Below are 20419 nucleotides of genomic sequence, written 5' to 3'. Positions count from 1 at the left end.
AAGCAGGAGGCGTGGGGACGTCGCTACAGCGCAGGTTTCACGACCGCCCGGATGTGTTGTTCGCTGCCGCGGTACGGTACAGCGCGACGTGCGCAGCCGCCAGGCGCGGCCACGCCAACGCCTCCAGCGGCGCGCGCGGCGGACGTGCAGCGGTTTGCGCCCAGTGGAGCGCATCACGGAGCACCGCGGGCGTCAGTCCGTCGTCGTAGGTGCGCACCCACGCAGCGCCCACCTGCTCTTGGAGTTCGGCCATGGCCCCGCGGGCCGGCACGAGCACCGGACGGTTGAGCGAGAGCGCCAGGAGGGCAGTGCCCGAGTGCAAAATATCCGTGTAGGGCAAGGCGATGAGGTCGCTGGCGCTAATCACCTGCACCAGCTCCGCCTCGGGCACAAAGCGGAGGTCGGTTGTCACGCGGGCGTCGGGGGCAGCGGCCGCCTCCACCCGGCGCGCGAGTGCATCGCTCGATGGGTTTCCGGCAACATACAGCCGCGCGTCCGGTGCGTCCAATCGGCGAAAGCACGTGATGAGGTGTGGGACGTTTTTGTACGGCCGGATGCGCCCCACATGCCCAATGACGGTGGCGCCAGCAGGAACGTCCAGCGCGGCGCGCGCCTCGTCCACCGGCAGCGGCGCCGGGTACGCCGAGCGGTAGTGCCCGTGCGGAATCACGCGGCCCGGCACGTTGCGCAGTCGCGGATGAGCCGCGCAGGTGGCCTCCAGGCCGGCCCGGCTCAGGCTGATGAGGCCATCCACTTGCGGAATAAAGACGCGCCAGAACAGCCGCTCCAACCGCGGGTGGTGGGATTGGTGCGGCCCAGCATCGTGGGCCGTCCACACCAGCGCCGCGCCGCGCATGCGCATCCAGGTAAGCAGCACCAGCGTAGCCCCCACGTAGGCAGCGGCCGTCCAGACGTGCGGCTGGCTCAAAAAATCGTCGGGCCAGTGCACGTGCACCACGTCGTACGTGCCGGTGAGCGCACGCTGCGGGGTAAACTCGTCGACGACGGCCGCGGTCGGGTCCATCGCGTCGTAGAGCAGCCGGTTGTAGGGATTGCCCGTGCGGTTGTTAAACGCGGGCCACGCGAGCACGGCGAGGGGCGTAGACATGACGGTCGAATCGTTTGGAAAGGCACCAGAGCGCTAACGCCCCCCGGTACGCAGGGCTCCCTGGAAGGTCAGCCAACGGCGCTGCTCAACGCGTGTTGGCGCGCCTCCGTTGATGGCCGGGGACGTCCGATGAACTGCAGCGATTGCCAGGCTGTGGATGCCGTCTCGAATGTCGATGGTTCAGGTGGCTGTTCGGAGGGGTGTGTCCAACTGCACGCTCGTCGCCCGAAGAAGCAGTTTCCTACGTGTCATCGCGAGGGGTGGGGGCGAGCCAGTGGCTGAGGTCGCGGTCGAGGAGGGTTTCCAGCGCGCGGACCTCCGGGCGAAACGTTTCGATGAGACGCGAGCGCACCGCGGGGTCCATGGGCGGCTTGTCCAAGTTCTGATTTTTGAGGGCCGTAGCCCAGCGCACCATCGCCTGTGGTACTACGGGTGCAAGGGCCTCGCGCATGGGCTGCGCCGCTGTAAGGAGCCGGTGCATCCAGCGGCGTTTGGGAACGCCCGACTTGTTGACGCGGCGGGTGGTGGCGGGCGAAAAATGGGGATCGACGCCAATGAACCGGTACACATCCTCGATCACCTCTTGGGGGTCCTCCACGAGGTCATCGTGCAGGTAAATGCGCAGTTGCGACCGGTCGAAGCGCGCCAGGTAGCGCTCCAACTGCTCCGCGTAGCGCCCGCGATCCACGTAGCGGCCCAGCGCCCACCCGGCCTCCACGCGCGCGCCCTCCGCGTCCAGCGCCTTTCCGAAATCGGTGATGGGCTCAACGCCATCACGCACAAAGTGCATGAACTCGGAGTACGCCCGCTCGACCGGGTTGCGGAGCACGGCCAGCAGGCGCACCGTGGGCACCGCCTCCTGAATGTTGGCGGGCGCGGCAGGCCAGTACAGGTACCAGTGCGACGCCTCGCCTCGCGCGGCGGCATCTTCGCTTCCGTCAAACAGGGCGCGGTACGCGTCGGCCGCGGTGATTGAAGCGTTGTTGATGCCTTCGGGGCGCTCGTCGATGGGCGCGGTAAACGCCGGCGGCGCATCGGCAAATGCGAAGTAGTTGGGCTCCTTCACCGGCGCCATAAACACGTCCGGATGCTGGCGCAGCGCGTCGTACAGCGCCGTCGTTCCGGCCTTCATGGCTCCGATGAGCAAAAACGTAGGCAGCGGCACACCAACGAGCGGGTTAGGAGCAGAACCGTGGGCCAAGGGAAAGCCGCCAAGCGACGGTTCGTTTCACGAGCGCGCCGCGTCGGTGGCATCCGTCGTCTCGGTCGATGCGCGGAGCATTGATGGTTCAAACGATTGTTCGGAACCATCTTGGCAGCTGCACACCCAACCCAGCAAAAAAGAAATTCCCTTCATGTCATCGCGAGGAATGAGCGCACGTGAGTGACGTGGCGATCTCCAGGGGCCAAGAAAAGTGCTTCGTAGCAAAGAGTGCCCAACTCTGGGGATTGCCCTTCCGGGACGACCTGTGGCCCTTTGCTCCTCTGTTCCGAGATGATCTCCAGCTTAGGTGGAAGCGCTTGCGCCTCGCAGCCCGCGCTGGTATGTTGTGGGCGTCCGTTGCTGTTCTGCCCATCACGTGTTTTCCTCATGGCCGCTACGTACGATACCCTTCAGCTGCACCGCGACGCCGCCGTTGCCACCGTTACGATGGATCAGCCGAAGCGGCGCAACGCCCTCAGTCCAGCGCTCGATGCCGACCTGCGCGCGGTATTCGAGGCGCTGAGCGCCGACGATGCGGTGCGCGCCATTGTACTGCGCGCCAACGGTCCGGGCTTTTGCGCGGGCGCCGACCTGACGCTGCTCAAGGAGGGCCTCTCGCCCGATCAGCTATACGAGCACCTCACCACGCGCTATCTGCCGCTCATCCAGCGCATACAACACGCCCCCAAGCCTGTCATCGGCGCGATCAATGGCGCGGCCGCCGGGGCGGGCATGGCGCTGGCGCTGGCGTGCGACCTGCGCCTCATGGCCGACGACGCGGTGCAGATGATGGCGTTTAGCAACATCGCCTTTGTGCCCGACAGCGGCGCCTCGTACCTGCTGGTGCGCCAGGTGGGCTACAGCCGCGCGTTCGAGCTTGCTGCCACGGCCGATCCGTTACCGGCCGACCGGTGCGCGGCCCTCGGGCTTACCAACCGCGTGGTGCCTGCCGACGAGCTGCACGACGCCGCCGACGCCTGGGCCCACGAACTCGCCCAACGTCCCACGCAGGCCCTGGCCCAAACCAAGGAGGTGTTGGCCTACGCGCAAGATCATGGCCTTGCCGACGTCATCCGGAAGGAAGCCGAACTGCAGATGGAGGCCGTGCAGACCCACGATCATCGCGAAGGCGTGCAGGCCTTTCTAGAGAAACGCGCGCCCGACTTCCAAGGACGCTAAGACGACGCATCGGGCGATTCGGGGAAAAGGGTAGAGCCGTGCAAGCCCTTGGCCTCGTCCAGAAAGAGCTGCATGTGCGGGAAGGGAATCTCGATGTCGGCGGCACGCAGCGCCTCGCGCACCTTCTCGGTGTACGCCCACCGCACGGGCAGCTCCTCGCTTGGGTCGCGCAGGTACATGCGCAGGACCATGTTCACACTAGAGCCTGCCATCTCCGTCACCACCACTGTGGGCTCGGGGCGCGTCAAAATCCGGTCATCGTCGGCCGGAAGCGCCAGCACCACCGCGCGGGCCTCGTCCGGAAATTCTTCGTACGCAATGCCAAAGGGAATATCAACGCGCAGGGTGTTTTGCTTGGTGTGATTTACCACGGGCTGCGTGATCATCTGCGTGTTGGGCAGCACCATAATCTCGTTGCGCACCGTGCGGATGCGCGTCGAACGCAGCGTGATTTCGCTGACCTGCCCGTACTCGCCTTCCACCTGAATGTAATCGCCCACCTTAAACGGCTCGTCGACAAGGATCGTAACGCCCGAGATAAAGTTCTCCAGCGAGTCGCGCGCAGCAAAACCAACGGCAATACCGGCGATGCTAAGACCGGCCACGAGCGCCGTCACGTTTACGCCAAGCTGCCCCAGCACCATTGCGCCAATAAACACCATGGCCACCACGCGGTAGCTGCGCTGGAGCAAACTGGCCAGCCCCTTATCCAATCCCTTGGAGTGATCCAGGACCCGCTGCAAGGTCGAGTCGATGCCCCAGTAGATGGCGTAGAGGACAACAAACGCAAGCAGCGCTTCGAGCCCGTTCTGCAGAAATAAGCCGATGAGGTTGACGGTTTCCTCATACAGCAAATCGTACATCTCATTCCACCGCCCCTCGGCCAGCAGGTTGATGATGCGGCCGAACGTGTTGTTGATGGTTCCCAGCCCTTCAGCCATGGTAGACGGCTGTGCGGACGCGCGGCTGGTGTCGGGGGCCGCCTGAAGCAAGGCGGCTTGGGGGGGCACCATGGGCTTATCCGGCATGTTGTTTGGCAGCGTGAAGCGTGTTTACCAGCAGCATGGCGCGTGTCATGAGGCCCACGCCGCCGGGCACCGGCGTAATCCACCCGGCTTTCTCTGCCACCGGCTCGAAGTCTACATCGCCCACGAGGCGGTACCCGCGCTCGCGCGAGGGGTCGTCGACGCGATTGATGCCCACGTCGATGACGACGGCGCCTTCCTTGACCATGTCGGCCGTGATGAATCCGGCGCGTCCTACGGCTGCCACCAGAATGTCGGCGGCTTGCGTGTGGGCGCTGAGGTTACGCGTGCGGCTGTGGCACACCGTGACGGTAGCGTTGGCGGTGCGCTGCAGGAGGAGCGCGGCCATCGGCTTGCCGACGATGTTGGAGCGCCCCACGATAACGGCGCGCTGCCCTTCGGTGGCAATATCCGACCGCTTCAGCATCTCCAGGATGCCGTAGGGCGTGGCCGGAATAAACGCCGGATCGCCAATGAGGAGGCGGCCCATGTTTTCGGGATGGAAGCCGTCTACGTCTTTGGCCGGGTCGATGGCGTGAATGACGCGCTGCTCGTTGATGTGGTCGGGCAGCGGCAACTGCACAAGCACGCCGTCGACCGCCGCATCGGCGTTGAGCGCCTGCACCACGTCCAGGAGCTCATCCTCGGCGATGCTTTCGGGGTAGCGCAGCGTCTCGGTATCGATGCCCACTTCGGCTGCGTCCTTTTCCTTCCCCCGCACGTAGGCCGCGGACGCCGGGTGGTCGCCGATGAGCACGACCTTGAGCATCGGCGGGCGGTGTCCGGCGTCGCGCCAGGCGGTAATCTCCTGACGAACATCGGTACGTACGGCTTGGGCGAGGGCTTTTCCGTCGAGTCGTTGGGCCACGGGGCGGGTGCAGGGCGGTCAAGGGGATACGGGCCTTTAACGTACGACGGAACGGCGCCGCTTCACAAGCCATCTGCCCAAAAAATTGGCAAAGGACGTCGGGCCGCCCCGTGCAGCGCGGGCCGCGCCTAGGGGAGTTGGGCAACGTACACGACGCCCGCGCCGGTCTCGGGCACATGACTCACGATCGCCGTGCCGCGATCCACCGCGAGGGCCGCGCCAAAGTCCACCTGCCCGATGTCGAGGATGAGGCGCTGCGACCAGCCGCGGGCGGTGCGCTTGTAGACGTACACGACGCGGTCGATGTTGAATTCCTTGTCGAGCTGCTCGTCGTAGCCGGTGGCCAGCAGCCACGGCCCATCGGCGGCGACGAGCGCGCCAAACTGCCCGTTGGCATACGGCGGCATGGGATGCAACGTGGCGGTGCGGTGCCACGCGCCGGGACGCCGCTCGGTGTACACCTGCACGCGCCCCGAGGCATCGTCGCCCGCGCGCGACTCGCCCACCACGAGGCGGCGACCCGCAAGGGCCACGGAGATTGTAAACGCGTCGATGCCCGGCAGAAACGCGGCCGATGACCACGCGCCGGCCCGCGTTTTGTCGAACACGTACACCCCGCCCGGGTCGTCGCGGAAGTAGGTGGAGGCGGCTACGGCGATGCGGTTGCCGTCGAGCGCTACGGCCCCGCCCAGCACGCCGTCTTCGGGCGGATGCGCGGCGGTGAGGCGCGCCGTTCGTTGCCACGCGTCGGTTGCGGGCGTGTAGTCGAACACATACACGGCGCCATGATAGGCGGCATCGGAGCTGCCGGCGGTGGAGACGGCCGCACGGTCACCATCGAGCGCCACGTCAACCGCAAAGCGCCCCTCGGGGCGGCGGGCGTCGGGGGTGAGGCGTGCGGTTTGTTGCCACGTGCCATCGGCCTGTCGCGCGAATACGTAAGCGGCGTTTTCTTTTTCTTCGGCAAAGTATTCGCTTGTGGCGCCCACCAGAACGCGCGCGTCGCTCGCGGCCACCGAGGCGCCAAAGAACGCGTTGGGGCGGCACGGCGTGGGCGTAAGACGCGCCACTTGCGTCCAATCGACGCCGTTGGACGCGCGGACGTACACGTAGGCGGCACCGCCGTTGGGGCCGCAGGTGTCTTCTGCGCTCGCCCCCACCACCGCAAGGTCGCCGCTGATGGCCACGTCGGATCCATAGCCGCTCGTGCGGGCCGTGTCGGGCCGCGGTAGCTTCGTAATTTGCGCAGCGGCCGGTCCGGCGCCAGCAACCATCAGCACAATGCTAAGCATCCAACGCCAGCACGCGCTCGGTAAGCTCGTCCCAATCATCATACAGCGTTGCGAGTTCTTTGTCGAGCGCTTGGTACGCCTCCGAGAGTTCGCGCATGGTGCTCCCGTCGGCGGCCTCGGGGGTTGCCATCTGCTTTTGCAGGGCAGCCTGCTTCTCTTCTTTCTCCAGGATGGCCGCCTCGGTGGCCTCCAGCGTTTGCTTCAGCTGATACGAGTTCAGTCCGGTAAACCGCCCATCGGAAGGATCGGGGGCACCGGCATCGTTGGCGGCGGAGGGCGATGCGTCGGGTTGGGCGGAAGCCGCTGCACCGTCGCCCGCGGAGGGCTCGCTGGCTTGTTGCTCCTGCGCACGCTTCCACCGAAATTCCGAGTAGGTGCCGGGAAAGGTGCGCACGCCGCCGTCGCCCACGCGCCAGATGCGTTCGGCGACAGCGTCGAGGAAGTGGCGGTCGTGCGAGACGATGACGAAGGTGCCGCTGTACTGCTGCAGCGCTTCGATGAGTACTTGCTTCGACTGGATGTCGAGGTGGTTGGTAGGCTCGTCGAGCAGCAGCAGGTTGGCAGGGCGCAAGAGGGTGCGCGCCAGGGCCACGCGGCTTCGCTCGCCGCCACTCAGCACCTTGATCTCTTTGAAGACGTCGTCGCCGGTGAACAGGAACGTGCCCAAAAGCGTGCGCAGGGCGGTGGTGTCGGCGCCGGGGGCAACGGCGCGCACAGCCTCCAGCACGGTTTGATCGGGCGCGAGCGTGTCGGCCTGGTGCTGGGCAAAGAGGGCCGGCTGCGCGTTGTGGCCCAGCTCGCGGGTCCCTTCAAACGGCTCGGTGCCCTTCAGGATACGCGCCAGGGTCGACTTTCCTGCGCCGTTGGGGCCAATCAGGGCAATCTTGTCGCCGCGCTCCACCGTGAGCGGCCCGGCGTTATCGAACACATGAACGGGGCCCGTCTCGGCAGCATAGGTTTTCGAGAAGGTCGAAAGCTCCAGGACCACACGGCCCACGCGGGGGGGCTCGGGAAACCGGAACTGCATCGTGGCCTCTTCGGAGGGCGGCGGCGGGATGCGCTCCATGCGCTCCAGCTTTTTGATGCGGCTTTGCACCTGGCTGGCCTTGGAGGCGTTGTAGCGAAAGCGGTCGATAAAGTCCTCGATTTCCTTGATGCGCCGCTGCTGATTCTCGTACTCGGCTTGCCATTGCGCCCGGCGCTCTTTGCGGGCCTCCAGGTAGTGCGAGTAGTTGCCGTCGTACTGCGCAAGGCGCCCCGCAGCCAGCTCCACCGTCTGCGTGACCATGCGGTCGAGGAAGTACCGGTCGTGCGAGACGATGATGACCGTGCCGGGGTACGACTTCAGGTAGCCTTCCAACCAGTCGATGCTGTCGATGTCGAGGTGGTTGGTGGGCTCGTCGAGCAGCAGCACATCCGGCCGTTGCAAGAGGAGCTTGGCCAGGGCCACGCGCATGCGCCAGCCGCCCGAGAACGTACGCAGGGGGCGGTCGAGGTCGTCGGGGGCAAAGCCGAGGCCGGTGAGCGTAGCATCCACCGCCGACCGCATGCGGTGGGCTTCGTGGGCGTGGAGTTGCTCTTGCACGCGGGCCAGCCGATCCAGCAGCTGCTGATAGGCCTCGCTTTCGTAATCGGTGGCCGCGTCGAGCTGTGCGGTAAGCTCCTCCTCCTTCGCCTCCAGGGCCAGCACGTCATCAAACGCGCGCTGCGCCTCGGCGCGCACGCTCCGGTCGGCCGGCATCTCGTGCACGTCCTGCTCCAGGTAGCCCACCGAGAGGCGGCCGGTTGACACGTGCCCGCTATCCACGGGCTGCTCGCCCGCGATCACCTTCAGCAGGGTCGACTTTCCCGCGCCGTTGGGGCCAATCAGGCCAATGCGCTCGGCATCGGGCGTAATCGTCCACGTCAAATCCGTGAACAGCGGCGTGCCGCCAAAGGCTAGCGCGATGTTTTGGAGCTGAATCATACCTGCAGCACAGTATCTCGGAAGAACAGCGCACGCCGTTACGGGCGTGGAGGCATTGCTACGCTAGCGGATGGTGGTCGTTTGCGGATCGGTTTTAAGCGTTTGCGGATACAGTTTGCAGTACCGCGGCATCAGGCGCCACGCTTGCTGTTGCTTCCAGGCCTCGAGGTAACGCTGCGGGTAGCGGTTGATGGGCCGCAGCAGGTCTTGCTCGATAACCGACCGGGGGCGCACCAGCGGCTGCGTTGTAATTGCAACCGACGAGTCGGGCACGAGGGCCATGAGGGGACGCTGCGTGAGCGTAAGCTGCAGATCCAGGCGGGCCGGGGCAATGCGCTGTCCGAGGGTGTCGGTGGGCAAGCGCCGCCGCTGCAGGAGCGCGCGCACGGCCGCCGCCTGATCGACATCTGAGACCACGCGCACCGAATCGATGAACACCGTATCGCGTACGATGGTGATGGTGCGCACCGTATCGGGCACCATGCGCACGGTAGATGTCTGCACAGTGTCGGCCGGGGGCCCCACCCGAAGGCTATCGGTTTGGACGCTGTCGGCCGCGGGCGCGAGGCTGTCGGACGGCATGGGGCGAGCGCCAGGCGGTCCCTGCGCCGTCATCATCGAATCGACCGCGGCCGTGTCTGCCGCCACGGTATCCGGCTGCGAAACGACCTCGATGGTGCGGACGGTGTCTTGGGTGAGCGCCTGCACTACAGCGTTGAAGCGTCCACTGCGCAACGTATCCACGCGCACGCTGTCGAGCGAGGCGAGGCGCTCGGGGAGCGGCGCGCGCGGCGTGGGATCGGCCGCCAAAAAGGTTAGCGCCACGAGGGAGTCGATGGCGGCTGTTCGCACGCGGGCCTGGCGGCGGAGCACGCGCCCCGCGGTGGAGGTGCGCAGGCGCCGCAACGCCGCAGCATATGCCGAATCGCCAACGGCAGACTGCAACGAATCGACCCGCCGCTGTAGCGTTAGCCCCTCCCCCCAATCCACCGAGCGGAAAATGTTCTTGACCGAGTCGGAGAGGATGCTGTCGGGCGTTGTGGTAGGTACGGTGGCCGCCAGGGCCTGTACCAGGGCGCGCATGGTGGAGTCGGGCACCAGGGAATCGGGCGGGGTGTACAGCGCCACGGTCGACGTGTCGAGCTTCAGGTCGCCGGGCCAGATGCTGAGGGTGTCGCGCTCCAGCAAGAGGCTGTCGGGCACGAGCAGGTCGCCGCGCACCGTCATCGTATCGTAGGTGGTGGTGTAGAGTGAGTCGAGCCCCGGCACCGCGGGAAAGTCGGATACGGGCGACGTCTTCAACGTATCGCCAATGGGCGTGTGGTAGGCCACCTCCACCCGGATGGGCGTGCCTTTGGGTGGGACCGGTGTGATCGTGCCCACAATGGGCTCCAGCCGGCGAAAGCGCGTCGAGATGATTGGCAGAATGTTTTCCTCCCGGTAGATCCGGTTGGGGTAGCCAGGATTGCCCGCCGGGGCATTGGCGTGCGTAAATTGTAGCGTGTCGCCCTGGGGCGTGACAGCAATGACGCGGTAGTGCCCGTAGTACCCGTAGTTGTCGGGCACAAACCACGGCTGCAGGCGCTCGCTCGTCATGCCAATATCTACGCTGAGCGTATCCTGCCGCACGAAGGCATCCAAGATCACAAACCGCAGCCCGCGCTCCTCCGCAACGGTGGAGTCTACCGACGCGCACATGACGGCAAGCTGCTTCCGGCGCAGTACGGTGCTCAGCGTATCGGCACGGCCGTCGGGCAGCGACAGCACGGAGGTGTTGCGACGCGTAAAGTACCCGCGCTTGCTGATCTCGAACAGGTGCAACCCAATGGGCTGAGGGCCTGCCGAAAACGCCCCCTGGTACGTCAGGAAGGTATCGGGGCGGGTGCGCAGCACCACCGTCGCGCTATCCAGCGCCTGCCCGGTGCGCGCCTCATCCACCTGCCCGCGGATGGGATAATGGGGACGATCGTACGTTGGCGCCACCGGCGCACTCGCCTGGCATCCGGCCAGGAGAAGGAGGGTTGCTCCTACGGCATACAACACAGAACGCGTGAGTGAAAGCATGAAGGTTGGGCTATCCGGAAGGAGTACGTACGGGTTAGTATAGATGGCACAGCGGGCGGGTGCAAGAGACACGCGGCGCAGAGCCAACAATTGTTGGATATGCAACAATAACGCCACAGGACTACTGCCATCGCCGCCCCGTAGCGCGCACCGCGCATCCGGGAGCGGTCCCGCCATCTTTCATCAATGCTGGACGCACGCCCGGCGCCTTGCACCGAACATTTGGGCATACGTGCGGTAGATAGAGTCTGTAGATATGTGCCGCGCGCGATCGCCCGTGGATTTCTGTAACCATCGCCTGTCCATGCTTCACGACGAGTACGAGCCGGTCATCGGGCTGGAGGTGCACTGTCAACTCCGCACGTCTTCCAAACTGTTTAGCCCAGAGGCCGCGCAGGGCGACGGCGCCCCCAACACGCAGGTAGACCCGGTAAGCCTGGGGCATCCCGGCACGCTCCCCGTCCTTAACAAAAAAGCCGTGGCGTATGCGGTGCGCATGGGGCTGGCTACCCATTGCTCGATCGCCGAACACTCGACGTTCGCGCGCAAGCACTACTTCTACCCGGATTTGCCCAAGGGGTACCAGATCTCGCAGCACGACATGCCGCTGTGCTACGACGGCTACCTTGACGTGCCAGCGGGCGCCGCAGCCGGCGACGACCCGGCGGCCCCTACGCGGCGCGTGCACATCACGCGAATCCACCTAGAGGAGGACGCGGGCAAGTCGATGCACAGCGCAGGGCATACGCGCGTCGACTACAACCGGTGCGGCGTGCCGCTCATCGAGATTGTAACTGCCCCGGATGTGCGCCACCCGCGCGAGGCGTCTCGCTGCTTGCAAACGATTCGCCGGATCGTTCGCTACCTGGGCATTAGCGACGGCACCCTGGCGGACGGCTCGCTGCGCTGCGATGCCAACATCAGCGTGCGCCGCCGCGGCCACACGGCGCTTGGCACGCGCACCGAGGTAAAGAACCTCAACTCGATCCGCCACGTCGCCGATGCGCTCACCTACGAGGCCCTGCGCCACATGCGGTGCCACATCCGCGGCGCGCCGGTTACGCAGGCCACGCTGCGATGGGACGCGGCCGCCGGGCAGACGCGCGTGCTGCGCACGAAGGAAGATGCGCCCGATTACCGCTACATGCCGGATCCCGACTTGCCGCCCGTTGTGGTGGACGAGGCGATGCGCACCGCCCAGCGCGAAGCCCTGCCCGAGATGCCCGACGCCCGCCGCGAACGCTTCATCAACGACATTGGGCTGTCGCCCTACGCGGCCGGCGTGCTGGTAGAGGAACGCAGCGTGGCCGATTACTTTGAGGACACCTTGCGCGCCCTCTTCAAGCACACCAAAGGCGGCGACACCACCGCGCAGGCCCAGGCCGTCGCCAACTTCATCATGACCAACGTGCTGCGTGAACGAAACGAACGCAACACGTCCATCGATGCCCTTGGCGTGTCGCCCGAACGGCTTGCGGAGCTCGTGTACTTGCGGCTCGACGCGCGCGTCAGTTCAAGCGGTGCACAGGACATCTTTACGGCGCTGCTCGAAACGCCCAACCGCTCGGCCGAAGCCATTGCCGAGGAACGCAACCTGCTGCAGGTGTCCGATGCCGACGCCATCCGGCCGGTCGTTGACGCTGTAGTAGCCGATCATTCCGATAAGGTGACCACGTACCGCAACGGCAAGCAAGGCCTGCTGGGCTTCTTCATTGGCCGGGTCATGGATCGCTTCGACGGATCGCCCGACCCGCAGGTGGTACGGCGTTTGCTCAAAGAAACCCTCGACGCTTAAGAACCCCCGCTTTCATGCCTTCCCCTTCTGTCGCCCCGCCTTTTTGCGCCCTTCGGCCGGTGTTTGCACGCATCGCGGCGTTTGTCTTTCTGGCCAGCCTTGCGCTGGGCTGCCAGTCGGCCCCCGAAACGCGGGTGCGCAGCCACCTCTCGGGGCGCATTACCGTGTCGGCCGCCATCGACTCGGTGCGCAACTACAGCGGGTTCAACGTGCTGGTGGCTAACGCCAACGGGCGCGCCATTGACACGCTCGCGCTGGCCACCACCGACATCAACGGCGACTTTGCGACGGCCGTGCGGGCCCCGAGCGCTGGCATCTACCCGCTGCTGGTGCGCCGCCGGGGCAACACCCTGGCGCGCGCCGAGCTGGTGGTGACCGATGGCGACAGCGCGACCCTCGACCTGGAGCTACCCCATCGCGGCCTGGTACGCATTCAGTCGGAAGAAAATGCAGCGCTCCTGGCCTATCGAAACACCATGGCCCTGCACCGGCAGATGGCCATCCGAAACGTACGTACCGGCCAGGCGCTCTCTGGTGGTATGGGCCAGAGCGTGCGACAAACGAGCAGCATCTTGTGGAGCCTGCGGCGCACCTACCCCGACGCGTACGCAACACAGCTGGCCTCGGTGGAAGCCATTGCCCTCCTTGAAGGGTGGAACGACTCGCTGGCCGTTGAATACGTGCGCGAAATTTCCCCTGCCAACCCGCGTTACGTGGAAGCCGTGCGGGTAGGCCGCCGCGCCATTGCCCGCCTGCACGGACAGCCGCAGGCCCTGGCCTTTTTGGACAGCGCCCAACAAGCGACGAGCCGCGCGCCGGAGAAGGCCGCGATCCAGGCCGAGCGCGTGCGTGCGCACCTCGACAGCATGCAAACCAGCAAGGCCAAAGCCGCCGCCCGCGTGCTTCAAACCGAATACGAGGACACGCAGTGGGCCGCCTGGGCCGAGCGCGCGCTCTACGAGATGAACAACCTGATGCCCAACATGAAGGCGCCGTCGTTTACTGTGCGCGACGTAACCGGCGACACGCTTTCACTCAGCGCCCTTAGCGGACGCCCCATCTTGCTGGAGTTCTACAAGCCCGGCGATCGCGTCTACCAGCAGCAGGTGGCCATGCGCAACGCCATTTACCGGGCCACGCGCCCTCAAAACCTCGCGCTGCTCTCCATCTCGCTAGAGCCCGACACGCTGCTCAACAAGGCCTTCCGCGAGGGCCGCTCGCTCCCCGGCCAGCACATCATCCTGCCCAGCGGCTACGATGCCCCGCTCGCCCAAACGTACAACGTAGCCACCGTGCCCACGCGCTTCCTCATCGACGCCGACGGGCGCATCGTGGAGCGCTACGTGGGCGTTGGCATCATGCGGCTCCTTAACGACCTGGGCATTCAAGTGGAACGGCGCCCGCCGGCCACCGCGCAGCGCACGCCCTAAACCATTCGCACCACCGATGTAACAAGCTATCGGCTGCATTGCAGAAGGCAGCCGTCCGCTTTATTTTCTACTACGCTTTGCTCAACAGACCGTATAGCTTTGTATGGGAACGCTCGCCTACATCAAAAACTTCATCAAGGACCGGGACGTGGCTGCTATCACACCGTCCTCGAAGTTTCTCGTAAAGCGGGTCTGTCGCTGGATCGACTTTTCGGCGCCCAACATCATTGTGGAGTATGGGCCCGGCACCGGCGTCTTTAGCCGGTACATTCTAGAGGAGATGCACGATGACTCGACGCTCGTCCTCATTGAGGGGAATCGCAACTTCGTAGAGGAGCTCGAAGCCCTCACCGACGGCGATCCGCGCGCTACCGTTGTGCACGACCGCGTCGAAAATATCGAGACGATCCTCGACCGCCTCACCATTGACGCGGCCGACTACATCATCTCGGGCATTCCCTTCTCTTTTCTCGACGACGACGTAAAAGACGAACTCCTCGTGCACACCCGCCGCGCGCTTGCGGACACGGGCAAGTTTTTGGTGTATCAGAATTACAATCACATGGAAGACCCGCTGCGCCAGCACTTTAACCTGGCGTCGAAGGAATACGAGCTGCGCAATATTCCGCCTATGTTTGCGTACGAAGCCCTCAAGCCATAACGCTGCGCCTGTACCCTCTCTCATCTGACCCTACCGCTCATGCTTATTGCTGGAAACTGGAAGATGAACACCACCCTCCCCGAAGCCACCGCGCTTGCGGAGGACCTGGCTGCGTATGTGCATGAACACGCCGACGCGCTCGCGGCCACCCATATGGCCGTGTGCCCCCCGTTTGTAAATCTGGAAGCCACGGCCCGCGCCCTCGCCGATACCGACGTTGCCGTGGGCGGCCAAACGATGCACACCGCCGATGCGGGCTCTTACACCGGCGAAACGTCGGCGCCTATGTTGCGCGCCGCGGGGTGCACCTACGTGATCGTGGGCCACTCGGAGCGCCGCAAATACTTCGGCGAGACGGATGCCGATGTGGGCGCAAAGGTCGCCCAGGCGCATGCGCACAGCCTCATTCCCATTGTGTGCGTGGGCGAAACGAAAGCCCAGCGCGATGCCGGCGATGCCGAAGCCATCGTCGAACAACAGGTGCGCGGCGCCCTCGCCGAAGCCCAGGGTGCAGCCCCCACCGACCTGGTGGTTGCCTACGAGCCGGTGTGGGCCATTGGCACCGGCGACAGCGCAACGCCCGAGCAAGCGCAGGCGATGCACGCGTTCATCCGCAGCCTGCTGCACGACCTCGTGGGCGACGGGGCGGCGGATGTGCACCTGCTGTACGGCGGGAGCATGAAGCCCCACAACGCCGAAGCGCTGCTCTCGCAACCCGATGTAGACGGCGGCCTCATTGGCGGTGCTAGCCTGCAAGCCGATTCGTTTGGCGCGATTGCGCAAATCGGCGCGGCGCAGGCCGCCTAGCCCGCGCCAGCCTCCAGCGACGCTGCGCTGGGGCATCGCTGCTGGAACCGCTTCCATCTTTGTTTTTGCACGCACGACACTTCAATCCCATGCCGCACGCAAGCATCACCGGCTGGGGGCATTATGCCCCGCCCAACGTCGTCACCAATGACGACCTCGCCGCCCACATGGACACCAGCGACGAGTGGATTCGCTCGCGCTCGGGGATTCGCGAGCGCCGCTTTGCTGGCGACGACGAAACGACCGCCACCATGTCCATAGCCGCCGGGCAGCGCGCGCTCGATTGTGCCGGGGTCGACGCGTCGGCCGTCGACTTGGTGCTCGTGGCCTCCTCTTCGCCCGATTACCTGACGCCGCCGGTGTCGAGCCAGGTGCAGCACGGCCTGGGCATCCACGCGGGGGCCATGCAGCTTACCGTGGGGTGCACCGGCTTCATCTATGCCCTCGTAACGGCCCAGCAGTTCATCTCGACCGGCGCGTACGATACGATCCTTGTCGTGGGTGCCGAGCTCATCAGCCGGTGGCTCAGTTGGGAGAACCGCGACACGGCCGTTCTCTTCGGCGATGGCGCCGGCGCGGTGGTGGTGCAGGCGACGCGCGAACCCTGCGGCCTGCAGTCGCACGTGCTGGGCTCTGATGGATCGGGGGCCGAGCACATCATTGTGCCTGCCGGCGGCGTGGCCCAACCTACGTCGCACGAAGCGCTCGATGCAAACCTTCAGAACGTGAAGATGAATGGCCGCGAGGTCTTCAAGTTTGCCACGCGCATCATGGGCGAGGCCCTAACCCAGGCGCTCGACAAGGCCGGCCGCAGCGCCGACGACATCGACCTGTTCGTTCCGCACCAGGCCAATAAGCGCATCATCGATTACGCGGCCGCCGAGCTTGGCCTGCCCGAAGAGAAGGTCATGATCAACGTCGACCGCTACGGCAACACCTCGGCCGCTACGGTGCCCATTGCCCTCTCGGAGGCCTTCCAGAGCGGACGCATCGCGCCGGGCGACACCCTCGCCCTGGTTGCATTTGGCGCGGGCCTTACGTGGGCCGCGGCCATCGTAGACCTGGCCACCGACGTGCCTGCGCTAGCGGCTCCATCGGCACAGGCCCACACGGCGTAGGCTGCGTTTCAGTCCATCAGACCGCGATCACTCGTTTGCGGCGGTCCACACGTTGTTGGAGCGGTCCACGTCGGGAAAGACGTGGGCCGCGTCAATTTCCACGCGGGTTACCGCCGAGGCGTCGACATCCTGCACCACAAGCGCTGCAGCATCGCGCCCCGAGAGCCACACACGCACCGGCAGCGTGCGCTGCAGGGTCGTACCATCACGCAGCGTGAGCGTGACGCGGGTGGGCATGAAGGCTTGCCCGCGATCCTCCAGCTGCACGCGCACCTGTCCCCCCGAGCGCTCCACGCCGGCAATGGCATGGTCAAGCGTCCACGTTTCGTAGTACCAGCTGCGCCAGAACCAGTCCAGCGCGCGGCCCGCTACCCGCTCAAACGTGTGAAAGAAATCGCTCGGGTACGGGTGCTTGTACGCCCACGTCCGGTGAAAGGCCTGAAACGCCGCGTTGAACGTCTCCGTGCCCAGGAGCGCGCGCAGCGCCACGTAAAGCGTCGCCGGCTTGCGGTAGGAGGCGATAACAAAGGCCGATCCGCTGTAGTGATAGTCCGACCACCGCATGAGCGGGCCCTCGTGACCGTTCGTGGCCCACGCCACGTAATCGGCACGGTCGGCGGCATACGCATCGCTCTGCGCATAAAAATCCTTGCGCGCCACATTTTCGCTGAAGGAGGTGGTGCCCTCGTCGATCCAGCTGTAACGCCGCTCGTTCGTACTCACCATCATGGGCACCCACATGTGGGCCAGCTCGTGCGCCGTAACGGCATACAGATCACGGGCCGAGCGTTCGTTGTAATCGCCCATGAGGGTCATCATCGGAAACTCCATGCCGCCGCCAATGATGCCTGCGCCCTCCACCGCCGTCATGTGCGGCCACGGGTAGGGAATACCGGTGTACGCCGAATGCTGCGTGATGCTGTGCTGCTGATAGCGCGTCACCTCGGTCCACTTGGGAGCCGTTTCGCGGTAGAAGGTATTGATGCGTGTCGAGTCGACAAGCCCGTCGCCGTCGCGGTCGCCCACCGGCGTACGGGCGGCATCCCAGAACGCGTCGCGCGTGAGGCTAAACGCGACGTCGCGCACGTTTTGTGCGGCAAACTGCCACCGCAGCGTATCGGAAGGTGCATCCACCGTGGCCTGCTGATCGGGCGTTAGGATACGCACCGGCATGTCGCTGGCATAGGCCTGCTGCCGACGCGCGCGCACCGACGGGGGGAATACAGCCGCCGGATTCTGCAGCGTGCCGGTGCTTTGCACCACCCACCCCTCGGGCGCGTGAACGGTGATGTCGTACGAGGCAAAATCGGAGTAGAACTCGGCCGTGCCGCGAAAAGGATCGGTCATCCAGCCCGTGACGTCATCGTACACCGCCATGATGGGATACCAGTAGGCCAAAAAGAACAGGTTGTCCCGGCTGTAGCCCATCCGGCCGCCCGCGCCCTGTTGCGGGATAGGAAGCGTCCACCGCACCGTGAGCTCGGTAGTGGCCCCCGGCAGCACCGGCGACGGCGGCACAACGATGAGGTTGGTGTTTTGCACGCGGTAGCGCGGCCCCTCCACGGAATCGGCGGATAGGCGCTGGCCGTTGACGGCTACGCTGTGGAGCTGCACCCCGCCGGTACGCGCGGCGGGCTCGTTGCGCACCACGCCCGCCTTGTGGTGGTTGAGCGTCAGCTCCAGCAGCAGCGTGTTGAGCGTGTCGGGCGCGTTGTTCGTGTACGTGATGCGTGCCGTGCCGTCCAGGCGGTGTTCGGACGGATAGAGGCGCGCCGTGAGATCGTAGGCGGCCCGCTGCTGCCAGTAGTTGGGCCCCGGCCGCCCGGTAGTCGTGCGGGTTCCGGCGGCTACGGCCTCCCGAAACCCCGGCGCGGGCACCGGCGGGCGCACCGCGGGGGCGGCCCCGGTATCGGGCGAGACCTCGACGGCCGACGCAGCCGCGGGCGGCGTGGGAATTTGGGTTTGCTGCGCCGCTTGGGGCATCGAACGACACCCAACGAGCAGCACAAAAACGAGTGGAAACGACCACAGGAAACGACGCATCGGCACGCGAGCACATGAACAGAAAACGGCGTATCTGCGAAGCGTCCGCCGCGGCCAATGGTTCCCTAACATAGTCGAGCGCCCACGCAACACAGGGCCGCCCAGGCGCTCGTTTCAACGCAGTACCAGCACAGTATGCGCGTCAGCGTTGTGGCATCGCCGCCGCCGTGTGGTAGGTAGACAACTTCTCGGCACGCGGCCACAGCGTTATGGCTTTCTGGAAGGTGGGATTCACCTTGTTAAAGATGCGATAGGTAAGGTGGCTTCCAAAGAGCTGACGGCCAATGTAGCCCTTCAGCCGGGCCGACACGTACGCCTCGCTCACCTCCACCTTCGAGGCCAAAAAGACGCCCTCGCTGGCATCCGCCTTCGACGAGTCGGCCGTGAGCTTCAGGCCGTTCTCTTTTGCAAACGTCCAGAAGTCGTTCAAAACGGGCGCCGGGACTTCGTACGTGTTCAGGAACGCCGTTTCGCGCTCGCCCCACGTCTCGCGGAGCGCCAACTCGTTTTCGGGGAACCACTCACGCACAAAGGCAAAGTCGAGACTCGTAGAGGCAACGAAGCGCTCCAGCGATGCAGTATCGGGCTGCACCACCACGTCAGGCAAGATGCCGCCACCGCCAAACACCGTACGGCCGTGATCGGTGGTGTAGGCCAGCGAGTCGGGGATGCTCTCGCGGTACTCGGCCGGGTGGAACGTTGCCTCGTCGTACGAGGCAAACTTCTCCTTGTAGTAATCTTTCATATCGCCGTCATTGTACGGCGTCTGGATGAGACGACCCACCGGCGTGTAGTACCGGCCCACCGTCATTTGCAGCAAGCTACCGTCCGACAGTTCGAACTGCTTCTGTACCAGCGCTTTGCCAAAGGTACGCTGGCCCACCAGCAGGGCCCGGTCGTGATCTTGCAGCGCCCCGGCCAGGATTTCACTTGCCGATGCCGAGCCCTCATTCACCAGCGCAATGACGGGCATATCTTCAATGGCGCCGCCGGGGCTCGCGCGGTACCTCCGGTCCATGCTATCTTCGCGGCCCCGCGTAGCGACAATCGTCATGCCGGCCCCCAGCATTTCGTCGGCAATTTCGACCGCCGACCGCATGATGCCGCCCGGGTTGCCGCGCAGGTCGAGCAGCAGGCGCTCCATGCCCTGGTCTCGCAGCGCCTGCATCTTCTCCATGAACTCCTTATGCGTGGTCATCGCAAACCGGTCAATCTTGATGTAACCGGTGGTAGCATCAACCATGTACGACGAGTTGATCGAATACAGCGGAATCTTTTCCCGCTCAATGGTAAACTCAATCGTGTTTTCGGTGCTCGGGCGCAGCACGGTCATCTCTACGTCGCTCCCGATAGGCCCTTTCAAGCGCTTTTGGATGCCGGTGGACGAGAGCCCCACGGCCGTTGAGTCTTCAATCTGAACGATGCGATCGCCCGACTGAATGCCGAGGCGTTCGCTGGGCCCGCCGGCGATGGGCGTAATGACGCGCGCCGTGTCGCGCACCATCTCGAACATGATGCCGATGCCGCCAAACGATCCCTGGTAGCTTTGCCGTAGCGCCTTCACCTCTTCGGCCGGAATGTAGCTGGAGTGCGGGTCGAGCTCGTTGAGCATCCCTTCAATGCCCGAAGCCGCCATTTGCTTTGACGGGACCGGTTCGACGTACTTCCGGTTGATGATGATGAATGCTTGCTCCAGCTTCTTGAGGTATTTGTAGGCATCATCGTCGGAGAGGTAACTCTCCATCTGTACCCCAAGCACCGCACCGAGGAGCACGAGTGCGATGGCCGGAAGGATGTAGTACTTGCTGAGACGCTTCATAGACGGCAGACGCAATCGGTAAAAAGGGGTGGTGCAGTGT

The 20419-nt window shown here is 65.0% G+C and carries 15 protein-coding genes; 6 read left to right on the top strand and 9 right to left on the bottom strand.

Translation table 11 applies throughout. From position 1 onward, the window contains the following. Positions 1–37: 37 nt before the first annotated feature. Both SALLO_RS17145 and SALLO_RS0112870 read right to left on the bottom strand, forming a co-directional pair. Positions 38–1108: a glycosyltransferase gene (locus SALLO_RS17145; RefSeq protein ID WP_022836719.1), complete on the bottom strand. Its 1071-nt coding sequence runs from the start codon at positions 1106–1108 to the stop codon at positions 38–40. A 241-nt stretch (positions 1109–1349) separates the two neighbouring features. After that, positions 1350–2273 (bottom strand): sulfotransferase, encoded by a 924-nt coding sequence (locus SALLO_RS0112870; protein ID WP_022836718.1) that lies wholly within the window; start codon positions 2271–2273, stop codon positions 1350–1352. A gap of 426 nt (positions 2274–2699) precedes the next feature. Between SALLO_RS0112870 and SALLO_RS0112865 the strand changes: the two genes are divergently transcribed. Continuing rightward, on the top strand, positions 2700–3491 hold the full coding sequence (locus SALLO_RS0112865; RefSeq protein WP_022836717.1) for an enoyl-CoA hydratase/isomerase family protein: 792 nt from the start codon (positions 2700–2702) through the stop codon (positions 3489–3491). Here the strand turns inward: SALLO_RS0112865 and SALLO_RS0112860 are convergent. The 5 genes from SALLO_RS0112860 to SALLO_RS0112840 form a co-directional block, all read right to left on the bottom strand. Further along, on the bottom strand, positions 3488–4519 hold the full coding sequence (locus SALLO_RS0112860; RefSeq protein ID WP_228702817.1) for a mechanosensitive ion channel family protein: 1032 nt from the start codon (positions 4517–4519) through the stop codon (positions 3488–3490). The two genes, SALLO_RS0112865 and SALLO_RS0112860, sit on opposite strands and share 4 nt — an antisense overlap. Continuing rightward, entirely contained in the window at positions 4509–5384 is an 876-nt protein-coding gene (gene folD / locus SALLO_RS0112855) for a bifunctional methylenetetrahydrofolate dehydrogenase/methenyltetrahydrofolate cyclohydrolase FolD (protein ID WP_022836715.1), read from the bottom strand. Before folD ends, SALLO_RS0112860 begins: the two co-directional genes overlap by 11 nt. A 128-nt stretch (positions 5385–5512) precedes the next feature. After that, a complete protein-coding gene (locus SALLO_RS0112850) occupies positions 5513–6676 on the bottom strand; it encodes a Kelch repeat-containing protein (RefSeq protein WP_228702816.1) in 1164 nt (387 codons plus the stop codon). Next, a complete protein-coding gene (locus SALLO_RS0112845) occupies positions 6669–8642 on the bottom strand; it encodes an ABC-F family ATP-binding cassette domain-containing protein (protein ID WP_022836714.1) in 1974 nt (657 codons plus the stop codon). The genes SALLO_RS0112850 and SALLO_RS0112845 overlap by 8 nt, the downstream gene beginning before the upstream one ends. Positions 8643–8705: 63 nt before the next feature. Continuing rightward, positions 8706–10706: a hypothetical protein gene (locus SALLO_RS0112840; protein WP_028567241.1), complete on the bottom strand. Its 2001-nt coding sequence runs from the start codon at positions 10704–10706 to the stop codon at positions 8706–8708. Positions 10707–11010: 304 nt separating this feature from the next. On the opposite strand from SALLO_RS0112840, the gene gatB reads away from it, so the two are divergent. From gatB to SALLO_RS17130, 5 genes are all read left to right on the top strand, one after another. Continuing rightward, the gene (gene gatB, locus SALLO_RS0112835) at positions 11011–12501 is read left to right on the top strand and encodes an Asp-tRNA(Asn)/Glu-tRNA(Gln) amidotransferase subunit GatB (protein WP_022836712.1); all 1491 of its coding nucleotides are present in this window, start codon (positions 11011–11013) and stop codon (positions 12499–12501) included. A 14-nt stretch (positions 12502–12515) separates the two neighbouring features. Beyond that, positions 12516–13931: a peroxiredoxin family protein gene (locus SALLO_RS17140; RefSeq protein ID WP_084696296.1), complete on the top strand. Its 1416-nt coding sequence runs from the start codon at positions 12516–12518 to the stop codon at positions 13929–13931. Positions 13932–14034: 103 nt separating this feature from the next. Further along, positions 14035–14592, top strand: a complete 558-nt coding sequence (locus SALLO_RS17135) for a class I SAM-dependent methyltransferase (RefSeq protein WP_022836710.1) — start codon at positions 14035–14037, stop codon at positions 14590–14592. Between the two features lie 39 nt (positions 14593–14631). Further along, positions 14632–15399: a triose-phosphate isomerase gene (tpiA, locus tag SALLO_RS0112820; RefSeq protein ID WP_022836709.1), complete on the top strand. Its 768-nt coding sequence runs from the start codon at positions 14632–14634 to the stop codon at positions 15397–15399. A gap of 89 nt (positions 15400–15488) precedes the next feature. Continuing rightward, positions 15489–16517, top strand: a complete 1029-nt coding sequence (locus SALLO_RS17130; protein ID WP_022836708.1) for a beta-ketoacyl-ACP synthase III — start codon at positions 15489–15491, stop codon at positions 16515–16517. A gap of 27 nt (positions 16518–16544) precedes the next feature. Here the strand turns inward: SALLO_RS17130 and SALLO_RS0112810 are convergent, their stop codons facing one another. Together SALLO_RS0112810 and SALLO_RS0112805 are read right to left on the bottom strand one after the other, a co-directional pair. Beyond that, positions 16545–18560 (bottom strand): M1 family metallopeptidase, encoded by a 2016-nt coding sequence (locus SALLO_RS0112810; RefSeq protein ID WP_022836707.1) that lies wholly within the window; start codon positions 18558–18560, stop codon positions 16545–16547. Between the two features lie 142 nt (positions 18561–18702). Beyond that, positions 18703–20379: a S41 family peptidase gene (locus SALLO_RS0112805; RefSeq protein WP_022836706.1), complete on the bottom strand. Its 1677-nt coding sequence runs from the start codon at positions 20377–20379 to the stop codon at positions 18703–18705. Positions 20380–20419 lie beyond the last annotated feature (40 nt).

Origin of the sequence: Salisaeta longa DSM 21114, assembly GCF_000419585.1 — a bacterium.
GTDB classification, from domain to species: Bacteria; Bacteroidota; Rhodothermia; order Rhodothermales; family Salinibacteraceae; genus Salisaeta; species Salisaeta longa.
Note: the sequence above shows the minus strand (reverse complement) of the source record. Positions and strands in the feature narration are given on the sequence as shown.